Source organism: Acinetobacter sp. AS167 (assembly GCF_037152175.1).
Taxonomy (GTDB): domain Bacteria; phylum Pseudomonadota; class Gammaproteobacteria; order Pseudomonadales; family Moraxellaceae; genus Acinetobacter.
Map to the genome: position 1 here is coordinate 238,030 of NZ_JBBCMP010000002.1, position 22,308 is coordinate 260,337.

19 protein-coding genes are annotated in these 22,308 nt (G+C 38.7%); 7 read left to right on the forward strand and 12 right to left on the reverse strand.

Annotation, left to right across the window (positions count from 1 at the left end; all coding sequences use genetic code 11):
- Positions 1–117: 117 nt before the first annotated feature.
- Together WFN33_RS04445 and WFN33_RS04450 are read left to right on the forward strand one after the other, a co-directional pair.
- Complete coding sequence (locus WFN33_RS04445; protein ID WP_336951777.1) at positions 118–888, forward strand: META and DUF4377 domain-containing protein; 771 nt, start codon at positions 118–120, stop codon at positions 886–888.
- Between the two features lie 273 nt (positions 889–1,161).
- Positions 1,162–1,578 (forward strand): DUF4377 domain-containing protein, encoded by a 417-nt coding sequence (locus WFN33_RS04450; RefSeq protein ID WP_336951778.1) that lies wholly within the window; start codon positions 1,162–1,164, stop codon positions 1,576–1,578.
- Positions 1,579–1,652: 74 nt separating this feature from the next.
- Here the strand turns inward: WFN33_RS04450 and gdhA are convergent, their stop codons facing one another.
- Positions 1,653–2,996, reverse strand: a complete 1,344-nt coding sequence (gene gdhA, locus WFN33_RS04455; RefSeq protein WP_336951779.1) for an NADP-specific glutamate dehydrogenase — start codon at positions 2,994–2,996, stop codon at positions 1,653–1,655.
- Positions 2,997–3,341: 345 nt separating this feature from the next.
- Here gdhA and WFN33_RS04460 point away from each other — a divergent pair, with 345 nt between their 5' ends.
- The gene (locus WFN33_RS04460) at positions 3,342–4,145 is read left to right on the forward strand and encodes an RnfABCDGE type electron transport complex subunit B (RefSeq protein WP_336951780.1); all 804 of its coding nucleotides are present in this window, start codon (positions 3,342–3,344) and stop codon (positions 4,143–4,145) included.
- Entirely contained in the window at positions 4,142–4,819 is a 678-nt protein-coding gene (nth, locus tag WFN33_RS04465) for an endonuclease III (protein WP_336951781.1), read from the forward strand. The genes WFN33_RS04460 and nth overlap by 4 nt, the downstream gene beginning before the upstream one ends.
- Before the next feature lie 655 nt (positions 4,820–5,474).
- Here the strand turns inward: nth and WFN33_RS04470 are convergent.
- From WFN33_RS04470 to WFN33_RS04485, 4 genes are all read right to left on the reverse strand, one after another.
- The gene (locus tag WFN33_RS04470) at positions 5,475–5,690 is read right to left on the reverse strand and encodes a hypothetical protein (RefSeq protein WP_004823188.1); all 216 of its coding nucleotides are present in this window, start codon (positions 5,688–5,690) and stop codon (positions 5,475–5,477) included.
- 90 nt (positions 5,691–5,780) lie between these two features.
- Entirely contained in the window at positions 5,781–6,434 is a 654-nt protein-coding gene (adk, locus tag WFN33_RS04475; protein WP_004717260.1) for an adenylate kinase, read from the reverse strand.
- 83 nt (positions 6,435–6,517) lie between these two features.
- Positions 6,518–7,834, reverse strand: coding sequence for a hypothetical protein (locus WFN33_RS04480; RefSeq protein WP_004717262.1), 1,317 nt, complete (start codon positions 7,832–7,834; stop codon positions 6,518–6,520).
- A gap of 60 nt (positions 7,835–7,894) precedes the next feature.
- On the reverse strand, positions 7,895–8,434 hold the full coding sequence (locus WFN33_RS04485; protein ID WP_336951782.1) for a hypothetical protein: 540 nt from the start codon (positions 8,432–8,434) through the stop codon (positions 7,895–7,897).
- Positions 8,435–8,778: 344 nt separating this feature from the next.
- Between WFN33_RS04485 and mrdA the strand changes: the two genes are divergently transcribed.
- Both mrdA and rsmD read left to right on the forward strand, forming a co-directional pair.
- A complete protein-coding gene (gene mrdA / locus WFN33_RS04490; RefSeq protein ID WP_336951783.1) occupies positions 8,779–10,848 on the forward strand; it encodes a penicillin-binding protein 2 in 2,070 nt (689 codons plus the stop codon).
- 4 nt (positions 10,849–10,852) lie between these two features.
- Positions 10,853–11,401 (forward strand): 16S rRNA (guanine(966)-N(2))-methyltransferase RsmD, encoded by a 549-nt coding sequence (gene rsmD, locus WFN33_RS04495; RefSeq protein ID WP_171500312.1) that lies wholly within the window; start codon positions 10,853–10,855, stop codon positions 11,399–11,401.
- Between the two features lie 420 nt (positions 11,402–11,821).
- Here the strand turns inward: rsmD and WFN33_RS04500 are convergent, their stop codons facing one another.
- Together WFN33_RS04500 and WFN33_RS04505 are read right to left on the reverse strand one after the other, a co-directional pair.
- On the reverse strand, positions 11,822–12,031 hold the full coding sequence (locus WFN33_RS04500; protein WP_336951784.1) for a hypothetical protein: 210 nt from the start codon (positions 12,029–12,031) through the stop codon (positions 11,822–11,824).
- A 137-nt stretch (positions 12,032–12,168) separates the two neighbouring features.
- The gene (locus WFN33_RS04505; RefSeq protein ID WP_336951785.1) at positions 12,169–12,648 is read right to left on the reverse strand and encodes a hypothetical protein; all 480 of its coding nucleotides are present in this window, start codon (positions 12,646–12,648) and stop codon (positions 12,169–12,171) included.
- A 516-nt stretch (positions 12,649–13,164) separates the two neighbouring features.
- Between WFN33_RS04505 and WFN33_RS04510 the strand changes: the two genes are divergently transcribed.
- Entirely contained in the window at positions 13,165–13,926 is a 762-nt protein-coding gene (locus WFN33_RS04510) for a 3-oxoacyl-ACP reductase (RefSeq protein WP_004717273.1), read from the forward strand.
- 153 nt (positions 13,927–14,079) lie between these two features.
- Here WFN33_RS04510 and sucD read toward each other — a convergent pair whose 3' ends face one another.
- The 5 genes from sucD to WFN33_RS04535 all read right to left on the reverse strand — a co-directional run bounded on the left by sucD (position 14,080) and on the right by WFN33_RS04535 (position 21,860).
- Positions 14,080–14,970, reverse strand: coding sequence for a succinate--CoA ligase subunit alpha (gene sucD, locus WFN33_RS04515; RefSeq protein ID WP_004717274.1), 891 nt, complete (start codon positions 14,968–14,970; stop codon positions 14,080–14,082).
- A gap of 12 nt (positions 14,971–14,982) precedes the next feature.
- Positions 14,983–16,149 carry an ADP-forming succinate--CoA ligase subunit beta gene (gene sucC, locus WFN33_RS04520; RefSeq protein ID WP_004717276.1) on the reverse strand — a complete coding sequence of 389 codons (1,167 nt, stop codon included), beginning with the start codon at positions 16,147–16,149 and terminating at the stop codon, positions 14,983–14,985.
- 168 nt (positions 16,150–16,317) lie between these two features.
- Positions 16,318–17,751: a dihydrolipoyl dehydrogenase gene (gene lpdA / locus WFN33_RS04525; protein WP_004717278.1), complete on the reverse strand. Its 1,434-nt coding sequence runs from the start codon at positions 17,749–17,751 to the stop codon at positions 16,318–16,320.
- 60 nt (positions 17,752–17,811) lie between these two features.
- Positions 17,812–19,023 (reverse strand): 2-oxoglutarate dehydrogenase complex dihydrolipoyllysine-residue succinyltransferase, encoded by a 1,212-nt coding sequence (gene odhB / locus WFN33_RS04530; RefSeq protein WP_105713590.1) that lies wholly within the window; start codon positions 19,021–19,023, stop codon positions 17,812–17,814.
- Positions 19,023–21,860 carry a 2-oxoglutarate dehydrogenase E1 component gene (locus tag WFN33_RS04535; RefSeq protein WP_004717282.1) on the reverse strand — a complete coding sequence of 946 codons (2,838 nt, stop codon included), beginning with the start codon at positions 21,858–21,860 and terminating at the stop codon, positions 19,023–19,025. Before WFN33_RS04535 ends, odhB begins: the two co-directional genes overlap by 1 nt.
- Positions 21,861–22,308: the final 448 nt, after the last annotated feature.

Genomic DNA, 22,308 nt, shown 5'->3' on the forward strand with positions numbered 1-22,308 from the left:
ATTGTTTAACTTTTAGTTATATGGATACATATTGAAACCGAATTAATAAATTGTATCCATATCTTTTAGTGTTTCATGGTTTATCCTATGCATAGTTTTTTAAAACGTGAATAGAATATGAAATTCAAATATTTAGCATTAGCTGTACTTCCTTTAGCCCTCGCGGCTTGCCAATCTGGCGATATTCAAAAATTGGGTGATACCGCAGTGAAAGTATTACAACAACAAGGTAATGCAGAGCAAACATTAAATGCTTATCAATGGTCTTATCAACCAGCAGATACCAAGCAACCCATCGTACTTAACTTTGCAGACCAACGTTTAAATGTTGCAACTGGCTGTAACCGACTAATGACAAGTGCTAAAGTTGAGAATGGTTTATTAGTAACAGGAAATATCGCCTCAACAAACATGATGTGTTCCCCTGAATTAATGAAACAGGAAAGTTTTGCTGCGGCATTGTTCCAATCGAATAAAACAGCATTTGTACTTGATACAGCAAATACTGAAAACCCAACGCTTACCTTGGTAAATGCGACAGGCGGTAAAGTTGTATTTACTGGTAAAATGACACCTGAAACTAAATACCAAAGCCAAGGTGAAACAATTTTCTTAGAAATCAGCCCAGAAACCAAAGAATGTTCTGCTGGTGTAAGAAAAATGCAGTGCTTACAAGTACGCGAAATCAAATATGCTGATAATGGTGTAAAAACGCAAGTAGATAAAGATTGGACATATTTCTATGACGATATCGAAGGCTTTACTCATAGCCCTGCTGAACGTCAAGTGGTTCGTGTAAAACGTTATGAGATTAAAAACCCAGCGGCTGATCAGTCTAAATACGCTTATGTCCAAGACATGATTATCGAACGTGAAACTTTAAAATAATTGTATAGAAAAGCTGAAGTTCAACTTCAGCTTTTCATTTTAGCTACTTATAAACATATAGATTTAATTCAGCTTCATGCTTTTTCAACCAGATAATCAAAACATTTCTACCTTAAGGTCTACCTTTTAATTTTAATCGATGCAAAGCCCCCAAACACTGCACAATAGTTAAATAACAGTGAATTTAAACACTCAATAATAGAAACTTAAGCAATCAATAGTCATTGCATGAAAGCACATTTTTAATTTAGGAAGATCGATAAAGGTAAAACTATGAATCACAAATCAAGCATTTTACTGCTCTTACCGTTGCTCGTCATAGCATGTAGCGAAGAATCTACAACTCAAAAAGTTCCGACGCCTGCACATATAGAGACCCAAATTTCAAATACAACAGTTCAACCACAAATTATTTTTTTAGAAGTCAGTCCTGAAATTCGACCCTGTACTGGTGTTGCACCACAAACCTGTTTTTTAGTCCGTGAATTGACAATAAGCGAAACTGGTCAAAAAAATTATAGCGAAAAAGAAGCGAGTTATTTTTATGATTCTATTGACGGCTTTACCCATAATTCAAAGTCTTATCAAATTATTAAGGTCAAGCGCACAGAAATTGTCAATCCGGCCGCTGATCAGTCTCAATACCAATATGAGCTCGATTCAGTTGTTGAAACGATTCCTAAAAAATAAGCTTGTCACTGTTTTAATTGCTCAGAAAAAACCGATGCAAAAGCATCGGTTTTAAGTTCAAAATCAAACAGAAATTAGAACACGCCTTGCGCCAACATTGCATCTGCAACTTTTACAAAACCAGCAATATTTGCACCATTTACATAGTTCACTGTGCCATCTGCTTGAGTACCATACTTCACACAGTTACGGTGAATTTCTTTCATAATCGCATGTAAGCGCTCATCCACTTCTTCAAATGTCCACCCCAAACGAATCGAATTTTGTGACATTTCAAGGCCAGAGGTGGCAACACCACCTGCATTAGACGCTTTACCTGGCGCATAAAGAATTTTTGCTTCTACAAATTTTTCTACAGCTTCTAGTGTTGAAGGCATATTGGCACCTTCAGCAACACAGATTACACCATTGGCAAGAAGTACATCTGCATCTTCTTCATTTAATTCATTTTGAGTTGCACATGGCAATGCAATATCACACTGAATTGACCAAGGGCGTTGACCTTCTAAATATTCAAAACCGTGTTTTGAAGCAAATTCAGAAATACGTCCACGTTTTACGTTCTTAAGTTCCATCACTTCGGCAAGAAGCTCATTGGTAAAGCCATTTTTTACATGTACCGTGCCATTTGAGTCAGACAATGAAACCACTTTCGCGCCTAAATAAATAGCTTTTTCTGCAGCAAACTGCGCAACGTTGCCCGAACCTGAAATCACCACAGTTTTATCTTTAAAGCTTTCACCGCGAGTTTTTAGCATTTCTTCAGCAAAATAAACTGTACCAAAACCAGTTGCTTCTGGGCGAGCCAAAGAACCACCAAATGATGAACCTTTACCCGTAAATACACACGAAGTGTCGTTACTGAGCTTTTTCATCATACCCGCCATGTAACCCACTTCACGGCCACCCACACCAATATCCCCTGCTGGAATATCAGTATTTGAACCTAGATGTCGGTATAGTTCGATGATTAATGCTTGGCAAAAACGCATGATCTCACCGTCTGACTTGCCTTTCGGATCAAAATCAGAACCACCTTTACCGCCACCCATTGGTAGTGTAGTCAAAGCATTTTTAAACGTTTGCTCAAAACCTAAAAATTTTAAAATAGAAAGGTTTACAGATGGGTGAAACCGCATGCCGCCTTTAAATGGACCAATAGCAGAATTATATTGAACACGAAAAGCACGGTTAACTTGAGTTTGGCCCTTGTCATCTACCCATGAAACCCGGAATTGAATCGCTCGTTCTGGCTCAACAAGACGTTCAAGCAAACCGTGCTCAGCATACTCTGGGTTTTTCTCAATAAATGGCCACAAACTGGTCATAACTTCTTCCACAGCTTGTAAAAACTCTGGTTGATTTGGATCACGTGCTTTAACGTAATTTAAAAAGTCATTCAGGCTATTATATTTCAACGCTCATTCCTCAGCAGAAAATGATACAAAAAAGGTCAACCCTTTTAATAAAATGATAAATTTTGGCGCAAAGTATTTAATCCCTTTTGTATATAATCCACAACCTTTTTTCAAATGTTTTTTTAAATAATATTTAAATTCAATATGATAATTTCTAATCAACCCCAAATAAAATGTCAATTTGTTGGCGTTTTTAAACCAAAATTATTGAATATTTTGATCTAAATTAGCGCATTTTTAGCGCCAAATTAGAGCAAAGATTTTCACTGTAAAACATGCTAAAATTGCAAAATATTCTTCGCTTTTACCAAGTATTTGTTCATTTTTCTTTAAAGTTTTATTCACATGAATTCATCGCTTTCCTTCATTCAGCAAATAGATGCTATTTTGCCACAAACACAATGTGGACTCTGTGGTCACCGTGATGGGTGTCTACCTTATGCAAAATCTATTGTAGAAAAAGGTGAAGCAGCCAATAAATGTGTGCCAGGTGGGCAACCTGTTGCAGATGCGCTTGCTGATATACTCAATCGCAATAAACTCGTTGCTGAACCAAGTGTCTGGCCAATTCAAAGCGATGGCCGCCCACAACGCATGAAAGCTATTATTCGTGAAGATGAATGTATCGGTTGCACCAAATGCATCAGTGCTTGCCCTGTAGATGCCATTATTGGTTCTGGTAAACTAATGCATACCATACTTACAGATTTATGCACTGGTTGTGAACTATGTATTGCTCCTTGCCCAGTAGATTGCATCGATTTAGTTGAAGACATCCAGCCTATTCCAAATGACGAACAACGTTTCTTAGAACAAAATGACTTACGTGGTCGTTACTATGCCCATATTCAACGTGAAGAAAAGCTACGCATCCATCGTAAAGGCCCTGTGGTTCGTGCAGAAATCGACACTGAACTCTTTGCACAAATAACACAGCAAAGTCAGGCTTTACCTACAATTGAAATCAACCAACCCATAATAAAAAATCCAATTGTTACAGATGCTAAAACCACCATTCAATTGGCTAAGCTGCGAACTCAAATTAAAAAATTAGAGAAACAATTGAGTGTTCGAGCAGATGAAAATAAGCAACATCAATTAAATGAATTGATTCAACAGTTATCTGTTTTGCAAGAGGATGCATCATGACTGTAAAGAATATGACCAAAAAGCAGATTCAGATTTTCTTTGAAAGATTACGCGAGCAACGCCCAAATCCGAAAACAGAACTCAATTACTCAAACCCATTTGAGTTGCTTGTTGCTGTTACTTTATCGGCTCAAGCCACAGATATAAGTGTCAACAAAGCCACTGATAAGTTATTTCCTGTCGCCAATACCCCTGAACAGATTTATGCATTGGGTGTAGACGGTTTAAAACAATATATTAAAACCATTGGTTTATATAATGCCAAAGCTGAAAATGTGATTAAAGCCTGTAAAATTCTGATTGAGAAGCACAATAGCCAAGTTCCAGATAATCGTGCTGATTTAGAGGCTTTACCCGGTGTAGGACGCAAAACTGCCAATGTTGTGCTGAATACCGCCTTTGGTCAGCCTACAATGGCTGTAGATACGCATATCTTCCGAGTTGGCAATCGTACTGGACTTGCTGTAGGAAAAAATGTACTTGAGGTCGAGCATCGTCTAATCAAAGTGATTCCAAAAGAATTTATTATAGACTCGCATCATTGGTTAATTTTACATGGGCGATATTGCTGTATTGCACGGAAACCGAAATGCCATGAATGTATTGTGTCAGATGTTTGTAATTGGCCTGATAAATATGAATTTGGCGCTGTACGCGAAGTCAAAACAAAGTAGCGAATAAACGAGAGATTTTAGCAAAGCATAATCATCATTTAATTAAAATCAGGCTTTGTCATTTTCCTGAGGAAGCTATTTTCCGAAGAAACAGCTAGCATCTTAAAATAGTTCTCAATCAAATCTGACTTAACACCTCTAAGGGCACCCAGCCAGACTGATCATCAGATAATCTGCTACACCAAATCCAGCCATTTAGTTGTTCTTCTCCAACCAATAGATCGCCATGATCTACATTGAGTTCTTTCGCTGTGTAATCTGCTATTGCATGGCGCCTTGATGCTTATTGATCCATTCAATGATTTGAGTAGCACCCCCCTCTAATCCATTATCAACTGTGCAGAAATACCAATTGTCCCAATTCTCCGAGCCTTGATACTTTTCGCCTATGTTCAGCAAAGTCCCCTTTGAAAAATGAATAGGCTCTAAATATTCGCTAAGATGTGCTGTTAGGCAATCAATTTCATTTAGACAGTCTTCTTATAATATGAATGCTGTGAATTTAACATGTAGATGGATAAACAAAATACTTAGAATTAATTGCTTACACATCTCAATCATAAAAATTCATCAGTTAAATTCATTAATTTGGAAGAATGAAGCGCGATGATAGATAAGGATGAATTTATCCTCAGCATTCATCTCCCTAATTATTTTACTTTTTATTTTCCAAATCTTTCTTTAACTTTTCAAGCCGTTTCCACTCTTCAGCCACCTGTGGATGCACTTGGTAATTACCTGATTTTCTCATTTCACGGCGTTGCTGAAGCTCTTCTTTTTGTGCTTTGCGTAGTAATTTAAAGCTCATATACAATAAGCCCAAAAGAAGCAATATACTCAAAATGACCAAGGCAATTAATACAAACTTCACTCTCTACGCTACTCTTGCAAAAAAAAGAGACCTAATATGAATCAGGTCTCTGTTATTGTCAAAGCTTAAAAAAATGCTTTGAATGCGGTCTTATTTATCTAAAATCGCAAATAAATCTTTTTGGACATCTTCTATTGGACGTAAACCGTTCAATTTATTATAAGTCGGTGCATTTTCCCCAGAAGCTGCACGCCCTTGATAGAAACCAACAAGCTGTTCAGTTTCATTATGATAAGAGCCTAAACGCTTACGAATCGTTGCTTCTTCGTCATCTGGACGTTGCACAAGATCTTCGCCAGTTTCATCATCTTTACCTTCCACTTTCGGTGGGTTATAAATCGTGTGATAAACGCGACCAGATGCTGGGTGCTGACGACGACCAGAAAGACGTTTTACGATTTCTTCGTCTGGCACTTCAATTTCGATCACATGGTCAATGCTAATCCCTTCGTTCTCTAAAGCCTCAGCTTGAGGAATCGTACGTGGGAAACCATCGAAAATACAACCATTTACACAATCAGGTTGTGCAATACGTTCTTTCACTAAACCGATAATAAGCTCATCAGATACTAAACCACCTGATTCCATTACACTTTTAGCTTTAAGACCTAATTCAGTACCTTCACGAATTGCAGCACGGAGCATATCACCGGTTGAAATTTGTGGGACATTGTAGCGCTTACAGATCAACTGAGCTTGTGTACCTTTACCTGCTCCAGGTGGTCCGAGTAATATAATGCGCATAAAAAAACATCCTCATTTAAAACAATATGTATGATACCGTTTGCCATGACAAATTAAAACTTATCATCGTAATGGCATCAAATTTATAAGAAAGCCACAAATAAATGTATTAGACCAGCAAAAAATCCAGTCACACCACCGAGTACTATCAAAATCCATTCGTCTTCCTGAAATGCAGGACGTAACAAGTTTTGAAACTCTTTTGGGGTTAACTCTCTGATCCGCTCTTTAAACATCTGAAAAATTTTCTGTGCACGGCTCGCATTAAACGCAGGGTCGCAAACAGGCACCATCGTAATTTCAATTGACCGATCAATCAAGTCTGTCTTGAGTTTTGCATACTCTTTTAGTCCTAAAGACAATTGTAAAGAGGTACGAACCAATGGAGTTTCCATAATTTCGTTAATATGACGCTTTACAATACGACGGGTTTTTTCTTTCTTAGGACCGTACATCATTTCAGTCATGATTGACTTTAATGTAATCAAATCTTCAGTGACGACACTTGCAAAAACATCTGACACTTCTTCTTGGCGTTTCATAAACGCACCTTGAACATTATAAGTGCCAATTCTTGGAATAACAGGTTTAATCCATGGAAATTTTCGATCTTTTGTCCGTTCAAAAAATTGTGGATAGCGTACATAATGTGGCTCTACAGGATTGAAAACCATCCAGATTGCAATCCAGTTGGTTAAAAAGCCCCAGACTGCAGCAAAGAAAGGTACAGTCCAATGTTGAGGAACAAATACATAGACAAACATTTGAAAAATACCAAAGAAACTGCCAATGACCGCACTAATATGCCAAATAAAGTTAATTTCTTTTTGTCCAACTTTTAAAAACATACGGACCATCAAACGGCGATCGCCTTCCATTTGAGTTACGACCATATCTCGCATGTTGACCAGTGACTCGACATTCATAGTCAGCTCGGTCACGAGTTCTCTTAAAACACCCGGCAATTGTTTATGCGCTTGACCATAAATTCGCCGTTTAATCGAATAAGGTAGGTTTTCCCACAAAACAGCATTACGATCTAACATCACCTCATCAATCAAATGCTCAAGTTCGAAACCGACTTGTTCACCGATAATCCGAGCCATATCTTCAGGGTCCATTGCATCTAAAAACTCACGCAAAGAACCTAGTTTGGATAATGTATTGTCTGTAATAATGCCTGAAATTCGCCCAGCTTTACGTGGCACAATCCCTTGCCATCCTACAGGTAAGGGACCAATATGAAATCCCCAAAACGTGATTGGATAAAATACCATTTTCAGTGCCATCCAAACGTGCGCCCACGTTACAAAGGCCGTCACTGGGATGATACTTAAAATGGCAAGATGATCAGGTCGAGCTGTAAAAGCGTGCCACAAACCATTAACGTATTCCAACATGCATGACTCTCGTATTTATTTCTATTTGCGGTCGAAGGATATAGATAAAATCATAAAACTTTAGAACCCGACACTTAAGGTATAAGCAAATTGTATTTGTGGACGAGTCTCTAGGATCATATCTCCATTTTTATTATGAAGTTCACTACCTGCACCCATCCCCACACTAAATGTACTTATACGCTCTTTATTCAATAAAACATAAGATAAATCGGCACCACCACCATATTGGACTTCATCACTTCCGTCCACTTTTTTGCTTTTAAGTGTTCCGCCATAGACCCCTACATAGAAGCCATTTTTATCTTTACCATTTAATACTACAGGAATTCTATAACCGACTTGGCCTGCAAACTCATGGTCACCATTATAAAAAACACCTAATTTAGTATAGGCAATTCCATAAGGATTTACCCATTCACCATTTGCATGGACCATCTGTTGTGTTACACCCGCACCGATATTCCATTTAGAAGCATCTTCAGGCTTAAACTTTGCCTCTGGTAAAATTCCCTTCATATCTGGCAAATAATCTTTAACATCAGCGTGCGCGAAACTTCCGACAGCAACCAATATTAATAAGGGAAAGATTTTTTTCATTATTTTCTCCATTATCCCTAATCTTAACTTAGGTCGAATATATTTATCCTTAAGGCTCGACTTTAACAGAATTATTTTAGCACTCATATACAAAACACTATAAATTTAATGTCGCTAAGGTCAAATCCATATAGGGGCTATTGACATTTTGCCTAGCTTTACAATGATGCGTATTTTTCAAATGAAATGTAAACGGTCTCATCTAAGAAACAAAATCAATTACAGTTTTTAGTTAAAATATATTTTGATGACTTATTTGTGTTTTTTAATTTTTAAGACGCAATCTAGGGTAAAATGTTTGACCCCTAAATTCACCCATCTTTAAGTACTAAAGCCGACGACGTATGAAGCAGCAGTTTCCTCTAAAAAATGTCCAACAAGAAAAACGCATCTTCCGTGGTCGTGTCTTTTTTGCGATTGGTATTGTTTCATTTTTTATGTGCCTTCTAGTTGCACGCTATGCTTATCTGCAAATTTTTCATCATCAAGAGTTTAGTGAAGCGTCAGATAAAAACCGAATTCGACTACAACCTATAGCACCAGCACGTGGCTATATTTATGATCGTAATGGGATTTTACTTGCAGATAACTACCCTGTTTTTACCGCAACATTGAGCAAAGCCGATGTCGAAGATATAGATGACACTGTTAAGCGCTTGATTCCAATTTTAAATCTCAATCAAGAAGATATCGACCGTTTTAATAGCCGCATTAAAACCTCTAAAAAAACAGAACGTGTTACCTTAAAGCTAAATCTAACAGAACAAGATATTGCTCGCTTTAGTGAAATAAAGTTTCAATTTCCAGGTGTTGATATTGAAACTCAAATGACTCGCTATTATCCACATGGTGAATTGTTTGCTCATGTGGTGGGTTATGTTGGTCGTATTAACGATAAAGAACTTAAAGCAATTGATAAAGATAGTTACGCTGGCACAAACCTAATCGGGAAAATTGGTGTAGAAAAATCTTATGAGGAATTACTTCATGGCGTTCCTGGTTATGAATCGATTGAAGCTGATGCACATGGTAATGTGTTACGCCATTTAGGTCGTAAAGAGTCAACCAGAGGCAATGATTTATATCTTTCATTGGATTATGGTTTGCAAACTATTGCAGCAGAACAACTTAAAGATCGTCGTGGTGCAATCGTCGCAATTGACCCACGCACTGGTGAAATATTAGCGCTTGTTTCCAGCCCAAGTTTCAACCCGAACTTATTTGTGACAGGTATTGGGCATGCGGACTATACTGCTTTACGTGACAACTTAGACCAACCACTCTATAACCGCGCTGTTCAAGGGACTTACCCTCCCGGTTCTACCATCAAACCAATGGAAGGCTTAGGTGGCATCCATTTTAAAACTGTGGATTGGGGAACTACAATTTCCGATCCTGGTTATTTCCATTTACCTGGTGATTCACATAAATTCCGTGACTGGAAAAAAACTGGGCATGGCGCTGTCAATTTACATAAATCTATAGTGGTTTCTTGTGATACTTACTTCTATATCTTGTCTTACCAGATGGGTATAGATCGAATGAATGAATGGATGCGTCAATTTGGTTTCGGTGAAAAAACGGGTGTAGATTTACCAAGCGAAAGTACAGGTTTATATCCAAGTCCTGAATGGAAGATGCGTACTCGTAAGAGTAAATGGCTCAAAGGTGAAACCATTTCTGTCAGTATTGGTCAAGGTGCATTTACTGCCACTCCATTACAGTTAGCTATGGCAACGGCAATTACGGCCAACCATGGTGCGCATGTCACCCCACACGTATTACGTGAATCTAAAGGGGCGAAAAAGCATGAAGTACTCAATGCCCCGACAGGAAAAATCAACTTTAGTGGTACGGATGACGACTGGGTCAAAATGCGCGATGCAATGGTTGATGTTATTCAAACAGGTACAGGCCGAGGTATCCGTACACCGATGTACCAAATCGCAGGTAAAACAGGTACAGCACAGGTGAAGAGTATTGCGCAAGGCAAACGCTATAACGAAGCTGCACTGACATCAAGACAATTAGACCACGGTTTATTTGTTGGTTTTGCACCTGCTGAAAATCCTGAAATTGCCATTGCCGTGATTTGGGAAAATGGTAAGCATGGTGGTTCTGCTGCCAAAATTGCTCGTCCTGTATTTGATTACTGGTTGCTAACTCGCAAAAAGAATCCAATTGTACCGCTTAATCATCAAGTCAGTGGGGGCTTAATGACAGCCGGCATCAAACCGGGTGAACTGCCAAGTGGTGATGTTTCCCTTGCAGCAGATCCAAATGCCTTGCCTAAACCGAAGCCAAATACGCAGACCAATACGGCTACCCAAAACCGTATACCAACTCAAGGTCATAGTACGACTTCGACGCAACCCACTCCTCCACCTGTACCTGAGGCTGATATCAGTGAATAATAAAGTGAAAAACCAATTACGTATTATTGGTGGAGAATGGAAACGTCGAGTTCTTCCTTTTGCTGATATCGATGGTTTACGTCCCACACCTGATCGAGTACGTGAAACACTGTTTAACTGGCTCATGTGGGATATTCAAAATGCCAAAGTCTTAGATCTTTGTGCTGGTTCAGGTGCTTTAGGATTTGAAGCACTTTCACGTGGTGCAAGGCACGTGATCATGATTGAACCCAATGCCACGCAAGCTAAATTTTTAAAAGACAATATTCAGTTGCTCAAAGCTGATAACTGTCAGCTAAAAACACAAACAGCACAACAAGCCTTATCCAATTTAAATGAACAGTTTGATTTAATGTTTTTAGATCCACCCTATAGTTTAAATTTATGGGATGAATTGGCTCAAAAAGCGGATCAATACTTATCTGATCAAGCATTGATTTATGTAGAAGCAGATCGTGGCTTAAATCAACTGAATTTACCCTCAACATGGCAATTACAGAAACAAACCAAAGCTGGTGTAGTACAAGCAGGTTTATTTAAAAAAATAATATAGGGTCTGTAGACATTTCATAAATGACTTGCGTTGTAGGTTAAAATTGAGCATGAGACGTATACGTCGTAAAGCAGGAAACGAAGAGAATAGCGAGACTATTTTCGAGTTTCATAACGTAGGCTGAGATAATTTTAGCCACAACCCTGAGCAAGAACAAAGCACTGCTTTGTTTGCAGCGCAAGGCGCAGTGGGGACTAGAGTAGTTTTTACCGCTACGTCGTTACCTTTCGAAACGATGTTTCTCATCATTTAGAATGATTAAGTTTAATAGTTCTTGCCTTGTATCATCCAAAAACCACTTGTAGTCGCAAACGTAGACGAATTGTCAACAGACCCTAATTACTTCATTCATATATTTTCAAACAACAAGATAGAAAAAAATGGGCATACATTGCCCATTTTTATATTTAAGATAAAGAATTAACGTCCTTTCCAATTCCAGTCACGATCATTGCGATCTCGGTCATAACGATGTCGATCACCATCACGATGCTGATCCCTGCGATGATCCGAATCATGTCGCTGATCATAACGACCATGACCACCTCGATGACCATCATCAAATGGTGCAACAATACAGCCGGTTAATGAAATAGCAACTACACCCAACACAATAACTTTGTTTAACATGATGACTCACCTCTTCATCTCATTTTGTTTAAGTTAGTCTTTTAATGTGTAGTGCTAAACAAGCTTATGTTTCAAGTTGTAGTATTTCCAACATGATTTCTTCATGGTAATAAAAATGATCGATAAAATATTTATTGTTAATAAGTCAGCGTTCTAATCCAAAACAGACGCAATAATTGCCCACGATCATAAGGAAAACTAGAGATGTATTCATAACCCACTTTGTTTAAAGCATTGATCTTAAATTCAATGCCATAACCAAAAGAAAGATAAAGCTCACTTGATGCAGGATTATCATTTGAAGGATTGAGCAATGATGTCTTTAATTGTTGTACATTGTAAGCAGTATAATTGAACACCCGAATACGCTCATTTTCATAAAATTTATTGGTTAAAATTGAATAATCTGCCAATTCATGCTCATGCTGTTCTGCTAGCTTTTTTTGCAATTGGTCTTGTTCAAAAAAAATATCATTTCGCTCAATGCTCATTTCAGTATTACTTAGGCTATTTTCTTGATTTTCAATTTTAAATAATTGCTCATCTTGCAATTGATCTGGTTGTCCTAATAATTCATCTTGATATTCCACAACTTGATTTTGTGCCTCTTCTACCATAAGTTCCAGATCATCAAAAGCATAAACATTTGAATTTATGAAAAATATAAAAATGACCATTAAATTGAGCGGGTAAATAGATCGCATGTTTTGCCTAATCAATTCATGATTTTTATCGGAGTTATACCAATCATAAAACAAGATGGTTGTCTCCTCTGTTTGTTTATAAGTCACTTAAATGATCAGTCTAATTGTAGCCTACATATAAATCAGAATGGCTGAAGCACACCTAATATCAAATGCATTTCGTTTTAATTATAAATAATATGATCAATATGTTAAACCAATTAACTATCATTCTGAGCCATCATTTTATCAATAGGATTTAAAAAGTTTAATTATTTGAATATTGATATGTAATCAATCCACTAAGATGCTTAAATTTCTCTAGATGTTTTTTATATTTTTCATCTTGAGTATGTGCAATTGATAAACTTTGTAACTCATCTCTCAATCGAAGTGTCTGATCGATAAAAGTGCTAAAATTAAATTGATATCAAATGAGTTGATTTGAACATGGAAATACGAGATCAAATTATTCTAGTGACTGGTGGCGCACGTGGTTTAGGACTTGCAATTACCCATGCTTTGATTCGTGAAGGTGCAAGAGTTGTGGTGAATTATTTCAATAGTGAAGAATCCGCACAACAACTTGCTAAGGAACATGCCGAACAGGTTTTTATTTACAAAGCAGATGTAACCGATGCAGATCAAGTCAACACGATGTTTAAAAAGGCAAAACTGCATTATGGACATGCAATCACTTCAGTGATTAATAATGCACTATTGGCATTTAAATTTGATGGTGATCTACGTCCAAAAGTTGAAACACTGAGCTGGCACAGTATGCAACAGCAATTGGACAGTGCAGTAAAAGCCGCTTTAAACACCACCCAAGCTGCGCTAGAAGATATGAAAAAAGATCATTTTGGTCGAATCATCAATATTGGAACCAATCTCGTGCAAAATCCTGTGGTTCCTTATCATGATTATACTGCGGCTAAAGCAGCACTTTTGGCTTTTACTCGAACCACTTCACATGATTTAGGTCAGTATGGTATTAATGTAAATATGCTTTCAGGTGGTCTATTACGTAAGACTGATGCCAGTAGTGCAACACCTGATCAAGTGTTTGATTTAATCGCAGCCTCTACGCCCTTACAAGAAGTCACCACACCTGAGCAGTTTGCAGATGCCGTGCTGATGTTTTTATCACCGTGGTCACGTGCTGTAACAGGACAAAATTTGATTGTGGATGGTGGTTTAGTCAAAGGCTAATCACAGATCACCCATCTCATATAAATTCCCTTTTTTTATTTTGATTACAAAGTTAAATACTAACAATCAAGAATCTACAACTAATACTCTACAACCAATAAAAATGGGAGCCAATTGGCTCCCATTTTTTAGCTTAAAAAATTAAAAATTAAATTAAACCAAGCCTTTCTTTTTTAAGACATCAAACATAGTTGAACCAAGTTCAGCTGGGCTACGCGTATATGCCATACCCGCTTTTTCAAATGCAGCAAACTTCTCTTCAGCAGTACCTTTACCGCCAGAGATAATCGCTCCAGCGTGACCCATACGCTTACCTTTAGGCGCTGTTACACCCGCAATATAACCAACAACAGGTTTAGTCACATTAGATTGAATATATTCAGCAGCTTCTTCTTCGGCACTGCCACCAATTTCACCAATCATGATGATTGCTTCTGTTTGAGGGTCTTCTTGGAAAAGTTTTAAGCAGTCAATTTGATTCATACCTGGAATTGGGTCACCACCGATACCAATACAAGTAGACTGACCTAAACCAAGCTTAGTCGTTTGAGCAACCGCCTCATAAGTCAATGTGCCAGAACGAGAAATGATCCCGATTTTACCTGGTTGATGAATATGCCCTGGCATAATCCCAATTTTACATTCGCCCGGTGTGATAATACCTGGACAGTTTGGACCGATTAAACGTGCATTATTACCATAAGTTTCAAGGTAACGTTTGGCTTTTAACATGTCTAAGGTTGGCACACCTTCAGTGATCACCACGATTAACTCAATACCAGAATCTACTGCTTCAACAATTGAATCTAGTACAAATGGAGCAGGTACATAAATTGAAGTTGCATTTGCACCCGTTTCTTTTACTGCTTCACGCATTGTATTGAAAACAGGTAGACCAATATGAGTTTGACCACCTTTACCTGGTGTTACGCCACCAACTACTTTTGTACCGTATGCAATTGATTGCTCAGAATGGAATGTACCATTCTTACCTGTAAAGCCTTGTACCAATACTTTTGTGTCTTTATTAACTAATACGCTCATGATTGATACTCCTTACGCTTTCACAGCAGCAACAACTTTTTCTGCGGCATCAGCTAAGCCGTTCGCAGAAATTAATTTTAGACCTGATTCATCAAGTAATTTAGCACCTAACTCCGCATTGTTGCCTTCCAAACGAACAACAACAGGTACGGTTACATTTACTTCTTGAACCGCTGCAATAATCGCTTCAGCAATCATGTCACAACGTACAATACCACCAAAAATATTGATCAACACACCTTGTACAGATGAATCTGAAAGAATAATTTTAAATGCTTCAATGACGCGATCTTTGGTTGCACCGCCACCAACATCAAGGAAGTTTGCTGGCTGACCACCATACAGTTTGATGATATCCATTGTTGCCATTGCAAGACCTGCACCATTTACCATACAACCAATATTGCCTTCTAGAGCAACATAGTTGAGGTCAAATTCAGATGCTTTTAACTCACGTTCATTTTCTTGAGATTTATCACGCATCGCAGCAATTTCAGGCAAACGATAAAGTGCATTTGAGTCGATACCGACTTTGGCATCTACACATAAGATTTCACCATTTTCACGAACGGAAAGTGGATTAATTTCAAATAGTGCAAAGTCATTTTCAACAAATGCTTTGTACGCGCCTGTCATGATAGTTACAAATTGGCTGATTTGCTTATCTTTTAAACCCAACTGGAAACCAACATCACGCGCTTGGAATGGCAATAAACCAACTAATGGATCTACTTCGACTTTAATAATTTTTTCAGGCGTTTCTTCAGCAACTTTTTCAATTTCTACGCCACCCTCTGTAGACGCCATGAATGTCACACGACGACTAGAACGATCGACCACTGCACCTAAATACAATTCACGTTCTACAGGATAAACATCTTCACAAACAAGGATACTATTTACAGGCTGGCCATTGGCATCAGTTTGATATGTGACTAAACGAGTACCTAACAGGCTTTTTGCATATTCAGCTGCTTCTTCTTTTGACTTAACAACTTTTACGCCACCCGCTTTACCACGACCACCTGCATGGACTTGGGCCTTCATCACAGCGAATTTGCCACTAATTTGCTCAAAGGCAGCAGATGCTTCTTCAGGCGTAGTGATTAAAATGCCTTCTTGAACTGGCATACCATATTTTTTTAACAGCGTTTTCGCTTGATACTCATGTAGATTCATGTTTTACCTTTTACTACTTTTCACATTGTTATGACACACCAATAATTAGACTTCCATCACAATAACTATCGGCATTTATTAAAGTTTGTTCTTTTATTTTTAGATGATTATTCAATTAAAAACAACCATCAAAAGTAAAAAGAGCGGTCGAAACCGCTCTTTTTTGTGTTATTTACGTTTACGCTGAATCGCGTGAATCGCACGCCCATCAACAGCAAGCGCTGCTTCATGAACGACTTCAGAATAAGTTGGGTGACCGAAAGTCATCAATTGTAAATCTTCAACAGAAGATACAAATTCAAGTGCAATCATACCTTGGTGAACAATGTCAGAAGCACCAGGACCAATGATATGCATACCCAATAAACGATCTGTTTTTGCATCTGCAACAAACTTCACAAATCCAGCAGATTCATTGGCAGCTAAAGCACGACCATTGACAGCAAATGGGAATTGACCGGTTTTAACGTCGTGACCTTTCTCTTTAGCTTGCTCTTCAGTCAAACCTACCCATGCAGCTTCAGGGTGTGTATAAATCACTGAAATAATGGTGTCGTAATTCACTTGAGCAGCATGACCATGCATACGCTCAACCGCCATTACACCTTCTTCCATTGCTTTATGCGCAAGCATTGGGCCACGCACCAAGTCACCAATTGCATATACACCGTCAACAGACGTTGCACACCAATCGTTCACTTCAACCAAACCACGTTCAGTTAATTTAATGCCTGAATCTTCAGCCAATAAACCTTCTGCATACGCTTTACGACCAACACAAACGATTAATTTATCGAAAGTTTGAGTTTTATCTTCGCCTGCTTGATTATATTGAACAGTCACTTCACGACCATTCACTTCAGTGCCTGAAACTTTAGCACCAATACGAATATCTAAACCTTGTTTTGTTAAAAGTTTTTGATAATCTTTTGCCAACGCTTTATCCGCCATTGGTAAGAATGCATCTAATGCTTCGAACACAACAACTTCAGATCCAAGACGACGCCATACTGAACCAAGTTCCAGCCCAATTACGCCTGCACCAATTACACCTAAACGTTTAGGCACTTCTTGGAATTCTAAAGCACCTGTTGAATCAACGATAAGGTCTTCATCAACTTTTGCTACAGGAATATTTACAGGTACAGAACCAGTTGCAAGAATTACGAATTTAGGTTCTAAAACTTGAACATCACCACCTTCTAATGGTGTGAATTCAACTTTTTTACCAGCAAGTAGTTTACCCGTACCTTGTAACCACTCGATACCATTGCCTTTCAGCAATTGAGCAACACCACCAGTTAAGTTATCTACAACTTTGTCTTTACGAGCAAGAAGCTTTTGAAGATCAAGTTGGACATTTTCAACTGTAATACCGTGAACATCTAAGCCATGAAGAGTATCTTCATAGTGATGAGAAGAATCTAAAAGTGCTTTAGAAGGAATACAACCTACGTTTAAGCAAGTACCACCTAAAGATGGCTTACCTTTGTGTACACGTTTTTCGATACACGCAACTTTGAAACCAAGTTGAGCAGCACGAATTGCCGCTTCATAACCACCTGGCCCACCGCCGATTACAACTAAATCAAACTGAGACATGCTTATCTCCAAAAACGAGTTTAAAGGATCACTCTAAACTCGTGTTGTTATTCTAAAGAATTAAAGGTCAAGGATTAGTTTAGCTGGTTCTTCAAGTAACTCTTTAACAGTTACCAAGAAGCCTACAGCTTCTTTACCATCAATCATACGATGGTCATAAGAAAGCGCTAAGTACATCATTGGAAGAATTTCAACTTGACCATTTACAGCCATAGGACGCTCTTGGATTTTGTGCATACCTAAAATAGCAGTTTGTGGTTGGTTCAAAATAGGTGTTGAAAGTAATGAACCGAAAGTACCACCGTTGGTAATTGTGAAAGTACCACCAGTCATATCTTCAATTGCTAATTTACCTTCACGTGCTTTTGCAGCATACGCACCAATACCTGATTCAACTTCAGCATAGTTCATACGGTCAGTATTACGTAATACTGGAACCACTAAACCACGATCAGAAGAAACCGCAACACCGATATCATAGTATCCATGATAAACAATATCATCACCGTCGATTGAAGCATTTACCGCAGGATAGCGTTTAAGTGCTTCAGTTACAGCTTTAACGAAGAATGACATAAAGCCTAAACGTGCACCATGACGTTTTTCGAAAGCATCTTTATATTGCTTACGCATTTCCATCACAGGTTTCATGTTAACTTCGTTAAACGTAGTCAACATCGCAGTTTGCTGTGTAGCAGCAAGAAGACGTTCAGCAACACGCTTACGTAAACGTGTCATTGGAACACGTTTCTCAATACGCTCACCAACTGCAACGCTTAATGGTGTCACAGCAGCAGCTGGTTTAGTTTGATGATTTGCAACATCTTCTTTGGTGATACGACCACCACGACCAGTACCATCTACATCCGCAGCTGCAATACCTGTTTCAGTTAAAGCTTTACGCACTGCAGGTGCTTGATCTTGTACTTGAGCACGTTCAACAACAGGTGCATTACCCGCTTGAGTTTGTGCCGCAGCTTGTTCTACTTTCTCTTCTGATTGAACTGCTTGAGTTTGAGTAGCGCCAGAAACAGCACCTTCTTCAAATGTCGCAATAACTTCAGAAGAAAGAACTGTGTCACCTTCATTTTTGATGATTGCAGAGATAGTACCATCAGCAGGAGCAACAACTTCTAAAACAACTTTATCCGTTTCAATATCACAGATGACTTCATCACGTGATACCGCTTCACCTGGTTGTTTGTGCCAAGTTGCAATTGTTCCGTCAGCAACTGACTCTGGGAACACCGGTGCTTTAATTTCGGTTGCCATTATTTAGATTCTCCTGATTGTTCAGCTACGATCGCAAGTGCGTCATTCACGAGCTGAGCTTGTTGTTTTGCATGCAAATATGGTGAGCCACATGCAGGTGCAGCTGAAGCTTCACGTCCTGCATAGCTAATTTGAACTTGTAGAGCAGACTTCATTACACCTTCGTATAAACGAGGAGCAATGAATAACCATGCGCCTTGGTTCTTCGGTTCTTCTTGACACCAAACAAGTTCTTTTATGTTCGGATATGTCGCAAGCACTTCAGCAAGACGTTTTTCTGGGTATGGGTACAATTGTTCAACACGTACCACTGCAATGTTCAAGTTTTCTTCACGACGTTTTTCAAGTAAGTCGTAATAAACTTTACCACCACAAAGTACAACACGTGTTACATCTTGTTTGTTGATTTGATCCACTTCATCAATCACAGTCTGGAATGTACCAGTTGCAAGCTCTTCCAAAGTTGAAGTTGCAAGTTTATGACGAAGTAACGACTTCGGTGAAGTCACGATCATTGGCTTACGAATTGGGCGAATTGCCTGACGACGCATTGCATGGAAAATCTGTGCAGGTGTCGTAGGTGTAATCACTTGCATGTTTTCTTCAGCACATAACTGTAAGAAACGCTCAAGACGTGCAGATGAATGCTCAGGACCTTGACCTTCATAACCATGTGGAAGAAGCAATGTTAAACCACACACACGCTCCCATTTGGTTTCACCAGATGAGATGAACTGATCAATAACCACTTGCGCACAGTTTGCAAAGTCACCGAACTGAGCTTCCCAGATGACCAAACTTTTTGGCAATGTTGTTGCATAACCATATTCAAATGCAAGCACAGCCATTTCTGACAATAATGAGTCATAAATTGCAGTACGTGGCTGGTTTTCTTTGATATGACACAGTGGAATATAAACCGAACCATCAACTTGGTTATGTAGCTTAGCATGACGGTGTGAGAATGTACCACGACCAACATCTTCACCAGTCAAACGCACCAAGAAACCATCATCAAGGATAGAAGCATAAGCTAAAGTTTCTGCTGCACCCCAGTTTAATGGCATTTCACCAGTTTGCATTTTCAAACGTTCATCGATCACTTTAGACACTTGACGCTGCATCACGAAACCTTCCGGTAATTCGCGCATTTTCGTACCAATTTCTTTTAAGCGTTCGATTGGGAAAGTCGTATCCCAAACATCTGTATATTCATGGCCTAGATACGGTTTCCAGTCCACAAACATTTTGTCATTTGGTTCAAGCACTAAAGCATTGGCAACATGGTTACCTGCTTCAAGATCTTCACGATATTTTTCAACTAAAGCATCTGCATCTGAACGATCTAATACTTTTTCTTGTACCAATTGATCCGCATAAAGCGTACGTGTAGTCGCTTTTTTATTGATCACTTGATACATCATTGGTTGTGTTGCTGCTGGCTCATCTGCTTCGTTATGACCACGACGACGATAACAGAACATGTCAATCACAACATCTTTACGGAATGTATGACGGAAATCATGCGCCAATTGCGCAACAAACAATACAGATTCAGGGTCATCACCATTTACATGGAAAATTGGCGCCTGAATCATTTTTGCAATGTCAGTACAGTATTCAGTAGAACGTGCATCACGTGGATCAGATGTAGTAAAACCAACTTGGTTGTTGACTACGATATGAACCGTACCACCTACGGTATAACCACGCGTTTGTGACATTTGGAAGGTTTCTTGGTTGACACCTTGACCAGCAAATGCAGCATCACCATGTACGATTACAGGTAATACGTCATCACCACCAATGTCTTTACGACGTACTTGGCGTGCACGAACTGAACCTTCAACCACAGGACCAACAATTTCTAAATGCGATGGGTTAAATGCCAAAGCCAAGTGAACTTCGCCACCAGGTGTCATCACATTTGATGAGAAACCTTGGTGATACTTAACATCACCAGAACCTTTTTTAGCTAAAGTTTTACCTTCGAACTCACCAAACAAATCAGCTGGGTTTTTACCCATAATGTTCACAAGTAAGTTTAAACGACCACGGTGTGGCATCCCAATTACGACTTCTTTACAACCTACAGAACCTGCACGTTGAATAAGTTCGTTTACCATTGGAATAAAAGATTCACCACCCTCTACACCAAAACGCTTCGCACCAACATACTTATTACCGAGGAATTTTTCTAAGCCTTCAGCAGCAGTTAAACGTTCAAGTACATGTTTCTTTTGATCTGCCGAGAAACCGAACTGACCGCGTGCACCTTCAAGACGTTGTTGAATCCAGCGTTTTTCTTTGGTGTCAACAATGTGCATATATTCAGCACCAATAGAAGCACAGTATGTTGCCTCCATTGCGCTAACCATTTCACCTAAAGTTGCTTCAGTTTTACCAATCGCCAAATTTCCAGCATTGAAAACTGTATCTAGGTCAGACTTGGTTAAACCATGTGCAGCAAGATCTAAATCTGGCACATCTTCACGTTTAGCCAAACCTAGTGGATCAAGCTTCGCTTTTTGATGACCACGGTTACGGTATGCTGCAATCAGTTGCAAAACACCGATTTGACGACGCTCATGCTCAGTACTTACTTCACTTTGCACAACAGGCTGAACACGACTTGAATTACGACCTAATAATAAGAATTGCTCACGAATGTTTCCGTGCGGTTGGTCACCTTTAGGGAATTTATCGAAATATTGACGCCAATCCTCACCTACTGAGGTTGGAGAAGAAAGGTACTGTTCGTAAAGCTCTTCAATATACGCTGCACTATCAGCGGAAAGTTCAGTATCAAGACGCAATGCGTCAGCAACTTCTTGCATTTGTGGACCCATTTCCTATTGCAAAAACATTAGAGGGTGCTTTTTAAGCACTCCCATGATTGATAATGCCAAATCGGTAAATTGACATTCACCCATCAGATACTCATGACCAAGGGGCGTTATAAACATTAGCTTTTACTAATGCATACAATGAATCATAACGCCCTCAATGGCATCATCACTCACTTATATACTCAACCGAAGCTGAGCAATTTTTTGCAAATCGACTTAGAAAAAACAAAGACTTTTTTGCTTTTTCTAAAGCGGTTCTAAACTTTGCTTATAAAATTATTTATAAACTGATCTGGATCACACTTATGTAGAAAAAATGTACCAAAAATATGGTGTGTTTTTCACATATAGTGGTTTGTTAAATCGTAACATGATCTGTCACTTCAATTGATTTTTTTGACACATACCACCTATAAATTAGCGAAATACATACAAG